General features: G+C 67.3%; 15 protein-coding genes and 1 tRNA gene. 6 read left to right on the forward strand and 10 right to left on the reverse strand.

What is annotated here, in order from left to right:
• Nucleotides 1-32 precede the first annotated feature (32 nt).
• Nucleotides 33-1,406 (reverse strand): hydrolase, encoded by a 1,374-nt coding sequence (locus IVB23_RS20515; protein ID WP_247799819.1) that lies wholly within the window; start codon nucleotides 1,404-1,406, stop codon nucleotides 33-35.
• Nucleotides 1,407-1,542: 136 nt separating this feature from the next.
• Between IVB23_RS20515 and IVB23_RS20520 the strand changes: the two genes are divergently transcribed.
• Nucleotides 1,543-3,231, forward strand: a complete 1,689-nt coding sequence (locus IVB23_RS20520) for an MFS transporter (RefSeq protein WP_247799820.1) — start codon at nucleotides 1,543-1,545, stop codon at nucleotides 3,229-3,231.
• A 109-nt stretch (nucleotides 3,232-3,340) separates the two neighbouring features.
• On the opposite strand, the gene IVB23_RS20525 is transcribed toward IVB23_RS20520, so the two are convergent.
• Entirely contained in the window at nucleotides 3,341-3,556 is a 216-nt protein-coding gene (locus tag IVB23_RS20525; RefSeq protein WP_061880099.1) for a hypothetical protein, read from the reverse strand.
• A gap of 164 nt (nucleotides 3,557-3,720) precedes the next feature.
• Nucleotides 3,721-4,029 (reverse strand): hypothetical protein, encoded by a 309-nt coding sequence (locus tag IVB23_RS20530; protein ID WP_061880098.1) that lies wholly within the window; start codon nucleotides 4,027-4,029, stop codon nucleotides 3,721-3,723.
• Nucleotides 4,030-4,282: 253 nt separating this feature from the next.
• Here IVB23_RS20530 and IVB23_RS20535 point away from each other — a divergent pair, with 253 nt between their 5' ends.
• Nucleotides 4,283-5,326, forward strand: coding sequence for a polysaccharide deacetylase family protein (locus IVB23_RS20535; protein ID WP_247799821.1), 1,044 nt, complete (start codon nucleotides 4,283-4,285; stop codon nucleotides 5,324-5,326).
• A 142-nt stretch (nucleotides 5,327-5,468) separates the two neighbouring features.
• Here the strand turns inward: IVB23_RS20535 and IVB23_RS20540 are convergent, their stop codons facing one another.
• The 5 genes from IVB23_RS20540 to IVB23_RS20560 all read right to left on the reverse strand — a co-directional run bounded on the left by IVB23_RS20540 (nucleotide 5,469) and on the right by IVB23_RS20560 (nucleotide 10,073).
• Nucleotides 5,469-5,861, reverse strand: a complete 393-nt coding sequence (locus IVB23_RS20540; RefSeq protein ID WP_247799822.1) for a hypothetical protein — start codon at nucleotides 5,859-5,861, stop codon at nucleotides 5,469-5,471.
• A gap of 151 nt (nucleotides 5,862-6,012) precedes the next feature.
• Nucleotides 6,013-6,088 (reverse strand) — tRNA-Thr (locus tag IVB23_RS20545).
• A 99-nt stretch (nucleotides 6,089-6,187) separates the two neighbouring features.
• Nucleotides 6,188-7,987, reverse strand: coding sequence for a heme biosynthesis HemY N-terminal domain-containing protein (locus IVB23_RS20550; RefSeq protein ID WP_247799823.1), 1,800 nt, complete (start codon nucleotides 7,985-7,987; stop codon nucleotides 6,188-6,190).
• 36 nt (nucleotides 7,988-8,023) lie between these two features.
• Entirely contained in the window at nucleotides 8,024-9,262 is a 1,239-nt protein-coding gene (locus tag IVB23_RS20555) for a hypothetical protein (protein WP_247799824.1), read from the reverse strand.
• Between the two features lie 64 nt (nucleotides 9,263-9,326).
• Nucleotides 9,327-10,073 carry a uroporphyrinogen-III synthase gene (locus tag IVB23_RS20560; RefSeq protein ID WP_247799825.1) on the reverse strand — a complete coding sequence of 249 codons (747 nt, stop codon included), beginning with the start codon at nucleotides 10,071-10,073 and terminating at the stop codon, nucleotides 9,327-9,329.
• Between the two features lie 151 nt (nucleotides 10,074-10,224).
• Between IVB23_RS20560 and tsaD the strand changes: the two genes are divergently transcribed.
• The 3 genes from tsaD to IVB23_RS20575 all read left to right on the forward strand — a co-directional run bounded on the left by tsaD (nucleotide 10,225) and on the right by IVB23_RS20575 (nucleotide 12,999).
• Nucleotides 10,225-11,298 (forward strand): tRNA (adenosine(37)-N6)-threonylcarbamoyltransferase complex transferase subunit TsaD, encoded by a 1,074-nt coding sequence (gene tsaD, locus IVB23_RS20565; RefSeq protein ID WP_247799826.1) that lies wholly within the window; start codon nucleotides 10,225-10,227, stop codon nucleotides 11,296-11,298.
• Nucleotides 11,299-11,486: 188 nt separating this feature from the next.
• A complete protein-coding gene (locus tag IVB23_RS20570) occupies nucleotides 11,487-12,467 on the forward strand; it encodes an NAD(P)H-dependent glycerol-3-phosphate dehydrogenase (RefSeq protein ID WP_247799827.1) in 981 nt (326 codons plus the stop codon).
• A 118-nt stretch (nucleotides 12,468-12,585) separates the two neighbouring features.
• Nucleotides 12,586-12,999 carry an EVE domain-containing protein gene (locus IVB23_RS20575; protein WP_061880282.1) on the forward strand — a complete coding sequence of 138 codons (414 nt, stop codon included), beginning with the start codon at nucleotides 12,586-12,588 and terminating at the stop codon, nucleotides 12,997-12,999.
• A gap of 3 nt (nucleotides 13,000-13,002) precedes the next feature.
• Here the strand turns inward: IVB23_RS20575 and IVB23_RS20580 are convergent, their stop codons facing one another.
• The gene (locus IVB23_RS20580; protein WP_247804940.1) at nucleotides 13,003-14,106 is read right to left on the reverse strand and encodes an adenylate/guanylate cyclase domain-containing protein; all 1,104 of its coding nucleotides are present in this window, start codon (nucleotides 14,104-14,106) and stop codon (nucleotides 13,003-13,005) included.
• Between the two features lie 100 nt (nucleotides 14,107-14,206).
• On the opposite strand from IVB23_RS20580, the gene IVB23_RS20585 reads away from it, so the two are divergent.
• Complete coding sequence (locus IVB23_RS20585) at nucleotides 14,207-14,662, forward strand: SRPBCC family protein (RefSeq protein WP_061880088.1); 456 nt, start codon at nucleotides 14,207-14,209, stop codon at nucleotides 14,660-14,662.
• A gap of 56 nt (nucleotides 14,663-14,718) precedes the next feature.
• Here IVB23_RS20585 and IVB23_RS20590 read toward each other — a convergent pair whose 3' ends face one another.
• Nucleotides 14,719-15,885 (reverse strand): DNA topoisomerase IB, encoded by a 1,167-nt coding sequence (locus IVB23_RS20590; protein ID WP_197965053.1) that lies wholly within the window; start codon nucleotides 15,883-15,885, stop codon nucleotides 14,719-14,721.
• Nucleotides 15,886-15,912 lie beyond the last annotated feature (27 nt).

Here is a 15,912-nt window from a genome sequence, read left to right on the forward strand (position 1 = left end):
CTCTCTCCCGCAGATGTGACGCAGCTAAACAGCTAATAAGTCAGCTCGGCGATCGCAATCCTGTTCTCGGCGGCAGGCCAGGCACGCGCCACGATCCGTTCTTCGCTGAATTGGGCCACGATGTTACGCCCGATCTCGCTGGACGGAAGCCGCAGGGTTGCTGCCGCATCCGTGGGCACGCCCGGCTTGACGTCGGCCGGCTCCTTGCCATCGAACAGAACCACGTCCCGCGGCAGGCCGAAATAGCCGCGCGGCCGCGACATGATCACGACCGCCCCTGCGTCCTTGTCTGCCGGCCCGAGCGGCCGCGCAGGCCGCAGGTGCACGACGTCGGACGAGCGTGGGAACGGAGAGCGGTAGATGTGCGTCGTCGGCGCATCCGGCGAGGTCAGGACGAATTCGAGCGACCAGGCCGGATCGACCTGGGCCGGCCCCCAGCGGCCGTCGGCAGCGGTCTTTGCGGCGTGCAGCGCACCACCCTTGCGCTCCCCGGTATCAGGATCGACACGGAAGACATCGACGGTTGCGCCCGCGACCGGTCGATTGGTCGGCACACCGCCTGGCGCGCCGGTGACAAGCCCGCTCAGCTTCACGCTGGTTTCGGGCACGATCGCGATGCGGACGGGCTCGCGGCCGGCGATGAACTTGTAGATCTCGCGGAAGGCGCGAGGGTGAAATGCCACCTCGCGATGATCGAGCGCACCGAGCACGAGGTTGGTTGCGCCCTTCAGCTCAGGCCCCTCGGCGGTCACACCGGTCGGCGTGCCGGGCTTGCCGATGAAGCGGCCGTCGGCTTGCGCATATTTGTCCATGCCGTCGCTGCGCAGGGTGAGGAAGGCAACGCCCGGCGTCACCTCGCTCTCGCCCTCGTTCAGGCCGCGCAGGAATACGCCGCGGCCGTTGAACTCGTTGTTCGGCTGGTCATCGGTCGCGAACACGCCGTGATTGGGCGTGCCGCACAGGACGGCGTGGCTGACATCGCCCGCACCGCCGTTCCTGATGACGTTGCGGATCGCATAGCCCCCGCGCGAGCTGCCGACCAGGGCCACCCGCGCCGCACCGGTCCGGCGCTTCAATTCAGTGATGGCAGCGGCGAGCTCGCGGCGCTGGTCCTCGGTCGAGGAGCAGTTGGCCTGCTCGACCTTGTCGTCGCTGCGCGCCAGGGGATCGGTGAAATTGATCGCCATCATGCGCTCGCGGGCGATGCCGTTTGATTCCATCCGCCACAAGGTCGTCATCCAGAGCGCGTCGTAATCGCCATTGCCGTGGACGAACAGGATCGGCGGCACCTCGGTGCTCGGCGGGACGCCAGGTGCGGTCTGGGCGATCGCGCCGGCCCGCATGCTCGCAACCGCGAAAGGCAGGCTGCCGGCTCCCAGCAGGATCGTCCGTCGCGACAGCCTCATCTGTTCCTCCCGGCAAAACCATGCCTTTGCACCGCTTATATCTGCCTAACCACTGGACAGCGAAGGACTTTCGCAGGCATCAGTGATCCGATCGGAATCGCTGAAGCTAGTTCTGACACCCGATATGGAAGGGGATATGACCGAGCAGACGAACCGCCAGACATTTGCCGGCGACGGCATCACCGCCCCGCTGCGGTACACATTGTTCCGGCGCATCTGGCTCGCCAGCCTGCTCTCCAATCTCGGCCTCCTGATCCAGGGCGTAGGCGCGGCCTGGGCGATGACGCAGATGGCCGCCTCGGCCGACAAGGTGGCGCTGGTGCAGACCGCACTGATGCTGCCGATCATGTTGATCTCGATGCCCGCCGGGGCCATCGCCGACATGTATGACCGCCGCATCGTCACCCTGGTCTCGCTGTCGATCGCGCTGATCGGCGCGAGCGCGCTCACCGTTCTGGCCGGCCTCAACCTGATCACCCCCGAATTGCTGCTCGTCTTCTGCTTCGTCGTCGGCAGCGGCAATGCGCTGTTCGGCCCGGCCTGGCAGTCCTCGGTCAGCGAACAGGTGCCGCCCGAGGCATTGGCGTCCGCGGTGGCGCTCAACGGCATCAGCTACAACATCGCGCGCAGCTTCGGTCCTGCGGTCGGCGGCGTCATCGTCGCTGCACTCGGCGCCGTGGCCGCGTTCGCCTGCAATGCGATCCTCTATCTGCCGCTGCTGGTGGTGCTGCTGCTCTGGCGCCGCAGCACCGAGCCCTCGCGCCTGCCGCGGGAAAAGCTCAACCGCGCCATGGTCTCGGGCGTGCGCTACATCACCAATTCGCCGCCGATCAAGATCGTGCTGTTGCGCACGCTGGTGATGGGCCTGATCGGCGGCGCCGTGATGGCCCTGATGCCGCTGGTCGCGCGTGACCTCCTGCATGGCGGCGCGCAGACCTACGGCATCATGCTCGGCGCCTTCGGCATGGGCGCGGTGATCGGCGCACTCAACATCCACGAATTGCGCAAGCGCATGAGCGGCGAGGCCGCGATCCGCGCCTGCACCATCTCGATGGCGTTCGCGATGGCCGCCCTCGCGGTGAGCAGCGAGCCAGTGCTGACGGCGACTGCGCTGGTCTTGGCCGGGGCGGTCTGGATGGCTGCGATCGCGCTGTTCAACATCGGCGTGCAGCTGTCGGCACCGCGCTGGGTCGCGGGCCGCTCGCTCGCGGCGTTCCAGGCCTCGATCTCCGGCGGCATCGCGATCGGCGCCTGGGGCTGGGGCCGTCTCACCGACTATGCCGGCGTCGAGACCGCATTGCTGACGGCGGCAGGCCTGATGCTGATCTCGCCGTTGCTCGGCATCTGGCTCACGATGCCGCGCGTCGGCGCCCGCAACGAGGATGCGGACGTGCTGGCCGATCCCGAGGTGAAGCTCTCGCTGACCGGACGCAGCGGACCGCTGGTGGTCGAGATCGAATACCGGGTCTCGCAAGAAAACGCGCGCGCGTTCCACAACGTGATGCAGGACGTGCAGCTCTCGCGCCAGCGCAACGGCGCCTATGGCTGGTCGATCGCGCGCGACATTGCCGATCCCGAATTGTGGACCGAGCGCTATCACTGCCCAACCTGGTTCGACTACCTGCGCCAGCGCAACCGCTCGACCCAGTCCGAACGCGCCCTGCATCAGCAGGCGATCGATTTCCACGTCGGCCCCGAGCCGGTGCGGATCCGCCGCATGCTCGAGCGTCCCTTCGGTTCGGTGCGCTGGAAGGACGACACGCCGGACCGCGCGAACAACGAGGTGCTGCCGGTGGTTGCGACCGCTGCGGGCAGCAGCACATGACGTTGTCATTCCGGGGCGCGCGAAGCGCGAGCCCGGAATCCATTTCTCTCAGGAGTTGGCCGCCCGATGGATTCCGGGCTCGCGCCTGACGGCGCGCCCCGGAATGACGTCACTGCCCGTGCTGGGTCAGCACCTTGTCGCAAGCCTTGCTCAGCTTGGTGCGGTTCTGCTTCAGGCAGGCCAGCACGGCGCCGTCGCCATTGTTCATCACGGGGCGGCAGAAGCGCGTGACGTCGCGCGCGCAGGCATCATGGCCGGGCTGCTGTTGCGCGGAGGCGCTCGATGCGCACAGGAGCAAAGGAATGATGAAAAGAAATCTGGCCATCGCGAAATGCCTCTTACCCGGAAGAATATGCGGGCGAAGCTAGTGCGGCGATCCCAAAGCCGCAACGGGTTTATTGTCCGGCGACCAGCGCCGCCGCGTAGCCCCGGCGCGAGCCCGGGGGACATGGCGAGGGGAGCTGGCCGGCGCAATCGACGGCGTCGTGGCTACTGCTTGTCCTGGGCGTCAGCGACCTTGCGCGAGGCGCCCTTGGCGAGGGTCTTATCCATCACCGCGCGGCAGCCGGCGCTGAGATCGGAGCGATGCTTGATCATGCACGCCGTGATCTTCGGGATGTTGGGGATCTCCGCCGAGCAGAGGCGGAAGGCATCGCCGGTGCACATCTGCTGCGCCTCGGCCGAGAAGGCGAAGCTCGCGCCGGTCGAAGCGATCGAGACGATGGCGGCAAAGCCCAGAGCCAGGCTGGTGTCGCGGATCCTGCTGGTAAACGACTTGGCGTTCAGAGACCTGGTCATTCGAAGCTCCCAATGGCTCCGCGCAAAACGGGCCGGTTGTTGATGGGAGCCACGATGCTCCGGCAAAACCGTTTCCACTGTGACGACCCTCACGGGAGACCCATCCTCTGTGATCCCGGTCACTTAGGCGCACCCCGCTGAAATTCCTCCGCAACCCCTGTCGTGTTGGTGTCACGTTAACTCTTACTTCGCATTAATGGCTGATCGCGCGGAAAATTCCGCTTGTTTGGTTGCGTAATTGGAAAGAGCAGCGATGCGTAATGCGTTGGGCCTGATGCTGGCCAGTGTAGTTGCGGCGGTCGTGATCGCCGCCGGCGGTTGGTTCTATTATTCCGCGCGCGCCGACCAGGGCGCTCCCAAGACAGTTGCCGCTCGTGCCGCCGATCAACTGCCGGCACAAGCGAAGCTCGCCGCCAAGGATGACGTCGAGACCACCGCGGCGATCGCGGCCAAGCCCACGGCAGCCGCGCCCGCCCCGGCCGTTCCGATGCAGCCGAAACAGGCCTGCGCCAATCCGAACGCGCTGGGCGTGTCCCGCGTGGTCGAGATCGACACCACGGGCGGCCCCGGCTTCGGTTTCGAGCACTTCAAGCAGTTCGACTTCCTGACCGACAAGGAGGTCGTGCTGACCTTCGACGACGGTCCGTGGCCGGTCAACACGCCCGCGGTGCTGAAGGCACTCGCGGACGAATGCACCAAGGGCCTGTTCTTCTCGGTCGGCAAGCACGCGACCTACCATCCGGAAATCCTGAAGCAGGTGCTGGCCCAGGGCCACACGGTCGGCACGCACACCTGGTCGCACGTCAACCTCAACGGCAAGAAGATGACCGAGCAACAGGTCAAGGACGAGGTCGAGAAGGGTTTTAGCGCAGTGCGGTTTGCGCTCGGCACCAATCCGGCACCGTTCTTCCGCTTCCCGCAGCTTCAGCACAACCCGGCGATGGTGAGCTATTTCGGCACCCGCAACGTCGCGATGTTCTCGACCGACATCGACTCCTTCGACTTCAGGAAGGGTGCGACGCCGGAGAAGATCGTCGAGACCGTGATGACGAGGCTCGACAAGCTCGGCAAGGGCATCATCCTGATGCACGATTTCCAGAAGCATACCGGCGAAGCCATGCCGGCGCTGCTCGCGCGGCTCAAGGCCGGCGGCTACAAGGTCGTGCAGATGAAGGCCAAGGCGACGCTCCAGACGCTGCCGGAATATGACGAGGCGCTGATGAAGGACATGAAGGTGCCGACCGCCGGCACGAACACGCGTCCGATCTCGAGCGTGGTGCAGACGGTGTCGCAGTAAGCCCTGCGATCCGTCATATAGCTTCGACTAGCGTCATGGCCGGGCTCGTCCCGGCCATCCACGTTTTTGGATCAGGGGCGAAGACGTGGATGCCCGGGTCAAGCCCGGGCATGACGGCGAGATCGGGTTACAGGCCTGCGGCTTACCAATAAATGCCGTGACGATGCAGTTCGCTGATGATGCGGCGCTCGGTCCAGCTGCGCTTGTGCTTCGGCTTGTCTGCCCTTGCCGCGCTCTTGGTGGCGGGCTTGGTCGTCGTAACCGGCGCAGAGGTCGCGTGTGTGGTCACCGTCGCAGCGGTCGCCGCAGCCGGTGCGGAGAGCGACACTGCCGGCGGACGATCGGTATATTTCGGAGCCTCGGTGGCCGGTGCGGCTTCGCTTACCCGCGTCGTCACACTGGTCGTTGACGAGGTCGTGGTTTGCGGCGCGGGGCTCTGTTCGCCCGCGGAGGCCAAGGACAGACCGCGGGAGCCGCCTGCCTGGACAGACGCAGAAGCCAGCAACATGGCGGTAAACAGAGTGATCTTGCACATGTGAAGTCTCCCCGTGTTTCGTGACGGGGATGTTAGGGACGTCATGTCCGAGATTATGTGATCGCGATCACCCAGCCGAACGAGGCTGATGCGCTGACCAAGGGCCGCGCTTCAGGAACCAGATGAATGCTGTCTCGGAAAGTCGAGGTGCTGGTGCCGCAAGAGGGATTCGAACCCCCGACCCCGTCATTACGAATGACGTGCTCTACCGACTGAGCTATTGCGGCGACCCTGCCGGGACCTAGGCGATGCCGGCCCCGATACGCGCGCTCCTGATATCGGGCATGGCCCGAATTGGCAAGGACAAGCCGGGTCTGAAATGCGGCTCACGCGCCCCAGCGGGACCAGAATCCGCGCCAGCCGCCGGCCTGGGCCTTCGGCGTGCCGATTTGTTCCGTAAATTCATCGCTCGGGCCGTCATCGTCGATTCCGGGGTCATCCGGTGCGCGGACGATCGGGATGACGGCCTGGACCGGCGCCGATGCCGGCTTGCCGAGATCGGTCCGGGTTCGGAAGACCGGCGTTGCCGCCGGCGGCGATGATTCGGCGGGCGCCGGAGCCGGATTCGCCGGCTCGGCGGGTGTCACGGCCGGCTCGTCGGCCTTCGCAGTTTGCTCCCCAGCCTCCTTGGCCACTTCCTTGGCAGCCTCTTTCGCGGCGTCCTTCGGCTGAGGGGGTAAATTGTCCTGGGCGGCCGGCGCTGACACCGGAGCCGTTACCGGCGGTTCCACCGGAGCCTCGCTGGGAATGGCGGCCACCCGCTTCGGCGGCGGAGCGGCCAGCATGGCCTCCTCGAAGGCCGAGGATTCGAGCGTGGGGCCCCTGTCCGAGGGCAGGCTCGCGACCGGAGTCTGCCACTGGAACGCATCGAGGCGGCCGGTGACCGGGGAGACCGGACGCCAGCGGTCGCTGACATAGCCGTCCGCGGTCCAGGCGGGATCGAGGCGGGCGCGCACCGCGCGCAAGGTCCAGGCACGGGCGCGGCCGCCGTCACCATGCTCGCTGCGCTCGAGTTCGGCCATCAGCAGCGCGACGCGCTGGGTCGGATCCTTGAGATAAGGCGCGAGCACCTCGCGCGCGCGGGCGAACTCCGAGGCCTCGATCGCAGCGCGCGCGATCGCGAGCTGCCCCTCGAAATGACCGGGCTTGTCGGCGGGAGTCTTCGCGGCGAGGGTTTCGACCCGCTGCAAGCGGTGCCATGCGGTATCGCCGAGCTTCACATGCGCATAGGCGTCCGCGAGATCGGGATGCGGATTGGCGAGCCAGGCGGCCTCCACCAGCTTCATGGCGCGGCGCACCTGATGCGCCTCGCTCTCGAATTTTGCCGCGAGCACCGCCGCCGGCACCAGGGTCGGTGCGAGCTTGACCGCCTCCATTGCGCTCTCGTGCGCGACGTCGCGGTCCATCGTCTGCAATTCCAGCGCGCGCGCGGTGAGCAGGACGCCGCGCTGCCGGCGATAGGTCTGCCTGTCGATCTGCCCCGCGCGCAGATTCGAGTCGAGGATCGCGAGCGCGCCGCTCCAGTCGCCGCGCGCGCAACGGAAGCCGAGCACCGCATGCGAGGCCCAGGTCGAGGACGGCGACAGCTTGATCGCTTCCTCCGCGATCATCACCGCGCCGACCGCATCGTCGGCGCGCTGCGCCTCGATGAACAGGCCGCGCAGGCCGAGCAGCCGCGTATCCTCGCGCTCGGCCATGACGCGGAAGACGCGCTGCGCCTCGTCGCGATTGCCTTCGAGCTGGGCCGACTGCGCGTGCAGCAGCAGCGCGAGCGGATCGTTCGGCGCATGCCGCCGCGCCGCGTCGGCGTGACGGCGGGCGAGCGCGGAATCGCCATGACCGATCGCGAGCAGGCCGTGGGTGATGGCGTGGCGGCCGCGGGCCTGGCGCTTTTCGTGGCGACGGCGGCGCAGACGCCCCGGCGTGCGCCATATCGTAGTCAGGATGCTCCAGACCAGGACGACGGCCGCGGCAAACAGGCCAAGCAAGAGAACGAACCTGGGAAGCGTCGTCGAGATGCGGAAACCAGCCGCGGTCAGCACGAGGTCGCCGGGCTGATCGGCAACCCAGGCCGCGCCGGCCGCCGCCAGTGCGATCAGGACAAGAAAGAGGACGATGCGAAGCATGGCGATCCCTATACGCGCCGATTGTTGCGCGAACTTTTACTGAAGAGGCTTGACCGGATCAGATTTGGCGAGATCCGCCATGGCATCGTCGGCGAATTTGCGGGACGCGGCGAGCGCGGCTTCGCGGGCATCGGTCTTGTCGAGCCAGGCCTGCGCCGGGGCACGATCGGCCTCGGGCAGAGTCTTCAGCTCGCGCCGCGCTTCCACGAAATCGTTGCGAAGCGCAGCCGCGGTCACGCGCGCAACGATGGCACCGCGATCGTTGCCGACCCCGTCGGTACGCTCGATGCGGACGAGCTTCGACGCGCCGGCCTGGAGACGCTCGACGATGCCGGCGTCGCTCGACGGAGCTTCCGCCGGCGGCGACAGCTTCGGCACGATGTTGAGGAGCTCGCGGCTCAGCGCGGCTGCGGTCGGGATGCCGGACGATGCAAACGCGTCGAGCGGCTTCAGCATGTCGGGCTTGGCCGCAAATGACCGCGCCGCGGCCAATTGCGATTGATAGGGATCGCCGTGGCGAACGGCGACGTCGAGCAGGGACGCCGCCACCACATGGCGGAGCGGCTTGTCGTCCATCGTCCTGGCCTCGGCGATCTTCTCGCCCTGCCGCGCAAGCTCGGTGCGCTCGGACTTGCCGGCGCGCTCGAGCTGGGTGATGCGGTCGATGACGGCGGCAAGATCAGGCGCTGCAGCAGGCGACGCAGCCTTCACGTCGTTCAAAGCGCTCGCAGTCTTGTCGGACTGCGCACGCAGATTGGCCATGTCGCTGCGCAGGCTGCTTGCGGATTTTTCCAGCGCGTCGATCCGCGTCGCCATGGCCGGATCGGCCGCGGACCTGCCGGCCTTGGCTTCGACCGCAGCAACGCGTGCGCTCAGTGCATCGATTGTCGCACGGGTGACCTCAGGCGCGACCGGCGGCGCCTGCACCGCGGGCCAGCCCAGCATCCAGCCGACCGCGATCACGACCGCAGCCGCGACAGCGCCGGAAAACGGCGCGATGACCCAGGGGGAAATCGGCGCCGACGCGGGTGCGGCCGCGACGGAAACCTGCTCCTCTGCAGGCTCGGACTGAGGCTCGGCCTTGACCTCCTCGGATCCGGGCTCTCCGAACCTGGCCTGCTCCTGCGCGACATGCTCGGACGCCTCGGGCTCGCCCGCGACCTGCTGCGGCTGGGTCGAGACTTCCGTCGCCTCAAGATCGATGGTGGGCGGGGTGCGCTTGGTACGACCCGTCTCGGGCGCCAATCCAGCGTCTTCAGGCTTGTCGTCGGCCATCGTGACGGTTCCTCACACTTCCATACCTGGGTGAACTAGATTGCGTCGGATTCGGCCTGACCTCTTACGCCAAACGGGTGCGCAACGCACGCTCCAAGGTGTCGAACAGGGCACTTTCGTCCGGCCTTGCGGCCACCAGAACCCGTGACGCGCCGGCGTCGCGCAGCACGCTCGCAACCGTCTCGGACAGGCAGCAATGCGGTATGGCCAGCGCCGAGATTTCGACGCCTTCGTCCCGCGCCGCATCCAGAAACGCGCGTGCGCTGCGCCGGGAGTAGTGCAGCACCGCCTCGACCCCGTGCGCGGCAAAGCCCTCGCAAACCCCGCGCGGCAGATGCTTGACCGGCGCCATGCGATACGTGGTCCGCGTGACGACGCGGAAGCCCTCCGCACCGAGTTCGCCGCCGAGATCGCGCGACAGATCGACGCCTGCGAGATACAGCAGCGCGCTCTTTTTCTTCAGCACCTTGTCGCGCGCACTTTGCATCACCTTGTCGCGCAAGGAAACAGCATCGCCGCCGGCGACGATCACCTCGGCGAAACCGGCCTCGCGCGCCGCAGCAGCCGTATGCTCGCCGACCGCGAACAAAGGCAGCTTCAGGAGCCCGAGCTCCGGCAATTGCGGCGCGACGGCGCGGATCGCGTTGGCCGACGTGACGAGAACGGCGCCGTAGGGACCTTCACTCTCGTCATGGACGGCGACCGGCTCGAACTTGAGCACCGGCGCGAGCAGCACCGCATGCCCCCTCGCGCGCAGACTTTCCGCCGTCGCCTCGTTGTCGGGATGCGGCCGTGTGACAAGAATGGACATCGCTGGCGTTCCCGAACCACGTGGCGGTGGCGCATTGACCAGGACGGTTGCGCGTGACGATTGCGCAAGCCGACCCTGGAATGCTACCGGACGTACCAGAACGCTGCTTTACGGATGAGCGCAAGGGCGCAAATTGGATAACAACTCGCCAATGTTGGTGCTGGGCATAGAAACCACCTGCGACGAGACCGCCGCGGCCGTGATCGAGCGCGCGGGCGACGGCAGCGGCAGGATCCTGTCCAACATCGTGCGGTCGCAGATCGAGGAACATGCCCGCTTCGGCGGCGTGGTGCCGGAGATCGCCGCGCGCGCGCATGTCGATCTGCTCGACGGCATCATCGACCGCGCCATGCGCGAGGCCGGCATCGGCTTTGCCCAGCTCAACGGCGTCGCGGCCGCCGCGGGGCCGGGCCTGATCGGCGGCGTCATCGTCGGGCTGACCACGGCGAAGGCGATCGCGATGGTGCACGACACGCCGCTGGTCGCGGTGAACCATCTCGAAGCGCATGCGCTGACGCCGCGCCTCACCGACGGAATCGAATTTCCCTATTGCCTGTTCCTCGCCTCCGGCGGCCACACCCAGATCGTCGCAGTCACCGGCGTCGGCCAATATGTACGGCTCGGCACCACGGTCGACGACGCGATCGGCGAGGCCTTCGACAAGGTCGCGAAGATGCTGGGACTGCCCTATCCGGGCGGACCGCAGGTCGAGCGCGCAGCGGCAGGCGGCGATGCCACCCGCTTTGCGTTTCCGCGGCCGATGCAGGGACGTCCCGATGCCAATTTCTCGCTGTCGGGATTGAAGACGGCGGTGCGCACCGAAGCGAGCCGGCTGGCCGAGCTCACGCCGCAGGACATCAGCGATCTCTGCGCGAGTTTTCAGGCCGCCGTGCTCGACTCGACCGCCGACCGGCTGAGCGTCGGCTTGAAACTTTTCCGCGAGCAGTTCGGCGCGCCGCGCGCGCTCGTGGCCGCCGGCGGTGTCGCCGCCAATCAAGCGATCCGCGGCGCTCTGCATGACGTTGCAAGGCAGGCCGGGACGCAACTGATCATGCCGCCGCCCGCACTCTGCACCGACAACGGCGCGATGATCGCCTGGGCCGGCGCCGAACGCCTCGCGCTCGGCCTGACCGACACGATGGAGGCGCAGCCGCGCGCACGGTGGCTGCTCGACGCCAACGCGACGGCACCGGCAGGTTACGGCAACACCCGGGCGGGATACTGAATGAGCAGACGTTGCCACGGGCTCCCCTTCACCTCGCCCCGCTTGCGGGGAGAGGTCGAATTCGATCGCAGATCGAATTCGGGTGAGGGGGACTCTCCGCGAGTCTCTCTGTCACCGTCCCCGCTGAGGCTCCCCCTCGCCCCGACCCTCTCCCCGCAAGCGGGGCGAGGGGGTGGAGGGATCGAGCGATGACCGCGTTGCAATCCGTCGCGGTGATCGGCGCGGGCGCCTGGGGCACGGCGCTGGCAACGGTGGCAGCGCGAGCCGGGCGGAGCGTCACGCTCTGGGCTCGCAATGCGGAGCATGCCGCGCGGATTGCGTTGAGTCGCGACAATCCGCGGCTGCCCGGCGTGCGGCTTGCTTCGGAGATTGTCGTCACGGGCGAGCTGGCGCTGGCCGCGCGCGCCGACATGCTGCTGATCGCAACGCCTGCGCAGCATCTGCGCGGCGCCGTCAACATGCTGGCACCGCATCTGGCGAGGCCGGTACCGATCGTCGCTTGCGCCAAGGGCATCGAGCACGGCACCCATAAATTCATGACCGACGTGATCGCGGAGGCCGCGCCGCACGCGCAGCCGGCGATCCTGTCGGGCCCGAGCTTTGCCGACGACGTCGCGCGCGGCCTGCCGACGGCGGTGACCCTGGCGGCAAGCGATGAGGCGCTGGCGCGCGCGCTCGTGCAGGCGCTGGGCTCGCCGACGTTCCGGCCCTATCACTCCACGGACATCCGGGGTGTCGAGATCGGCGGTGCGGCCAAGAACGTGCTGGCGATCGCAGTCGGCATTGCGGTCGGGCGCAAGCTCGGCGCCTCCGCCCAGGCTGCACTCACGACCCGCGGCTTTGCCGAGCTGACGCGCCTTGGCCGCGCGCTCGGCGCGCGCCGCGAGACGCTCACCGGCCTGTCGGGCCTCGGCGATCTGATCCTGACCTGCTCGAGCCCGCAATCGCGCAACTTCGCGCTCGGCCTCGCGCTCGGGCGCGGCGAGCAGCCTCCCGCCGGCAAGCTCGCCGAGGGAGAGTTCACGGCACCTGTGCTGATCGAACTCGCAGCTTCGCAAAACATCGAGTTGCCGGTATCAGAAGCGGTCGCGGCGATCCTGAGCGGCCGAAGCACGATCGATGCCGCGATCTCGGGGCTGATGACGCGCCCCTTCAAGGCAGAGGAATGACGTCTTCTCGTCATGCTCGCGCTTGTCGCGGGCATCCACGTCTTGATATTGAAAAGGTGACAAAGACGTGGATGGCCGGGACAAGCCCGGCCATGACGAATGGATAGGGCGCGCTGTCATGAACTACTGGCTCGTGAAATCCGAACCCTCGGTGTGGTCCTGGGACCAGCAGGTCGCGAAGGGCGCCAAGGGCGAGGCTTGGACCGGCGTGCGCAATTTCACCGCGCGCCAGAACCTCGTGAACATGAAGAAGGGCGACAAGGCGTTCTTCTATCATTCCAACGAGGGCAAGGAGATCGTCGGCATCGCCGAGATCATCAAGGAAGCCTATCCCGATCCAACCGACAAGACCGGCAAGTTCGTCTGCGTCGACATCAAGGCCGACAAGCCCTTGAAGACACCGGTGACGATGGCCACGGTCAAGGCCGAGAAGAAGCTCGCAGACATGGCGCTGGTGAAATATTCTCGCCTGTCGGTGCAACCCGTGACGGCGGAGGAGTGGAAGCTCGTCTGCAAGATGGGCGGGGTTTAGGAGTTATCCCATCTGCGATATCGGCGCTTGCGGCTCCGGCAGCGTGAACACCTCGCAAGGCGTGGCAATGCCGCGCAGCGAATGCGATCCGAGCGCGACCAGCGGCATATCCGTCTCGGCAGCGAGTGCGCCCGACACCAACACGGTCCTGCCCAGCGGCTTGCACAATCCCTCGAGCCGGCTGGCGAGATTGACGGCGGGACCGATCGCGGTGAAATCGAGCCGGTTGGCGGCGCCGATATTGCCCCAGAGCATCTCGCCGAGATGGAGCCCGACGCCAAACGACAGTGGCGGCAGCGCTTGCGCGCGGCGCTCCTTGTTGAGGTACGCCATCCCGGCTTCGGCTGCGCCTGCGGCGCTCAGAGCGGCATCGCACGCATGGCGCGGTGACGCCTCGACCACCGGAAAGATCGCGAGGACGCCGTCGCCGATGAATTTCAGCACCTCGCCACCAAAAGCGTGAACCGCGCCGGCAATGCGATCGAACCAGGCGTCGAGCACCGCGATGACATCGGCAGGCGGCGTGGTTTCCGACAAGGCCGTGAAGTTGCGCAGATCCGCATAGAGCAGTGCGGCCTGAATGGTCTCGCCGAGATCGCGGCGCAGAGGTGCCGCCAGCACTCGCTCCGCGCTGCGCTTGCCGAGATAAGCATCCAGCGTCGCGCGCAACGTGGCGCGCGCGGCAAGCACGGCAAGAGGCGTCGCCGCAAAACGAGCAGCCTGGCGCAATTGCTCGATTTCGCCTGCCCTGAACGGACGCGGCCCGATCCAGCCGAGCAACGGCCCATCGGGCCGGCCGACGATGTCTTCGTGCGCCTCGCCGCGCGCGATGTCGCGCAGCCAGCGGCGGCCGGCATCGCTCGGCGGGTCCGGCGCCAGCCCGCCAGGCACGAAGCCGAGCGCCTCGATCACCTGGCCATTGTCGGCACGCCACAGCCAGGTCCGCTTCGCGATCAACGGATGCGGCACCTCCAGCGTCAGAGCGCCCGCCGCGAGCGGCACGCCGTCGGCGACGAGACGAGCGCCGAGTTCCGCAAGCAGACGGTCCGCCCCGGGGCAGTCCGAGGCGGCATCGACGAGCCAGGCGAGGGACGGCGTGAGCTGCATGGCTCGATCATGGCCAAGGCCGGCCGGGTTTGTCACGGCCAATCCTTGACGGGCCGCTTTGGCACCGCCATGTGCCAGTGTCAGCGAGGGATGATCGACAATGACCGAACCGTTCATCGTGCGACGCGAGACCCAGATCGCGGCACCGCGCGCCACCGTTTTCGCGTACCTGACCGACCCCGAGAAGATCTTGAGCTGGATGGGGTCCGAGGCGGCCACGGAGCCGCATCCCGGCGGGCTCTATCTGCTCAAGGGGGTCGGCCCGCGGGGCGGCGTCGCCCGCGGCGCCTTTCGCGAAGTCGTGCCGGTGCATCGTCTCGCCTACACGTTCGGCTGGGATGGCGGCCAGGAAGTGCCGCCGGGCTCGAGCCTGATCGAGATCGATCTGATCGAACGCGATGGTGGCACGCTGCTGCGCATGACCCATAGCGGGCTGCCGACCGAGGCGCAGGCCGCCGCGCACGCGACGGGATGGGCGCATTATCTGAAACGGCTCACGATCGCAGCGGCCGGCAATGATCCCGGCCCGGACGAGGGCGTCTCGGACAAGGCATAGGCCTTGTAGGGCGGGCAAAAGGCGCAATTGCGCCATGCCACCCTGCGGCAGTGTCGTTACACCGCCGCGGTGGCCACCACCTGCGCCAGCAGCTGCTCGCGTCTCGCCTGGGAGCGCTGGCCCTTCATGGTCGCGGCGAAGCGCTCGAGGATGCCGTCCTCGAAGGCGGTGACGATGGTGTCGTGGACGTAGCTCTTGCGGCAGATCGCCGGCGTGTTGGAGAGCTTGTCCGCAGCGGCGCGGATTGCGTCCAGCACCTGCTTCTTGCGGCCGCGCTGGCTCGTCGCCGGCGTGATCCGCGACAGCGATTCCACGACGACGGCGGACGCCATCAGCGTGCGAAAATCCTTCAGCGAGATCTTGATACCGGCGATCTCGCGCAGAAACGCATTGACCTGCGTGGTGTTGACCGCGCGCACGATGCCATAGGCATCGCGATACTGGAACATGCGCTTGCCGGGGACGCCCTGCAGGATGCCGATCGCGCGCACCAGCTTGGCGGCGTCGCACTCCTTCCGCACCGCCTTGCCGCCCTTGGCCTTGAAGGTCAGCACGAAACAATCGTCTTCCAGCGTGACGTTGGACTTCAGCAGCGTGGTGGCGCCGCGGGTGCCATTGAGGCGGGCATAGGATTCGTTGCCGGGACGGATCGCGGTGCGCGCGATCAGCTCGATCACGGCCGAGAGCGCGAACTCGCGCGTCGGCTCGTCGCCCGACAGGAACGCCGAGACCTTGCGCCGGATTTTTGGCAGCGCACCGACGAGCTTCTCCAGGCGATGCGCCTTGCGGTGCTCGCGGACCTTCTCCCAATCGGCGTGATAGCGATATTGCAGCCGGCCGGCGGCATCGCGGCCCACGGCCTGGAGGTGCGAGTTGGGATCGGCGGAGTAGCGCACCTCGCGATAGGCCGGCGGCACCGCCATCGCGTGCAGCCGGCGGATGGTGCGGGCGTCACGGATATGCGCGCCGTTGGGACGGACGAAGGAGTAGCTCTTGCCGCGCTTGACGCGCCGTATGGTCAGCTCGTTCTGGTCGCCGAGCCGCAAGCCGTGCTCCCTGGCGAGGGCCTCGACCGTCGCCGGCGCCGTATCGAAGGTCTTTTTCGGGCTGGCGCGCCTGAAAGTGGCCGGTTTGGGCCATTGTCCGAGGGCTTTGGCCAGGGCAATGGCCGCAGGATCGGCTGAAGCGGGCCGCATCGTCCCGGGATTCTGCTGATCCATCATAGTGTTACGCCTTAGCCCTGCCTGTTA

It is taken from the genome of Bradyrhizobium sp. 191, from assembly GCF_023100985.1.
Taxonomy (GTDB): domain Bacteria; phylum Pseudomonadota; class Alphaproteobacteria; order Rhizobiales; family Xanthobacteraceae; genus Bradyrhizobium; species Bradyrhizobium diversitatis.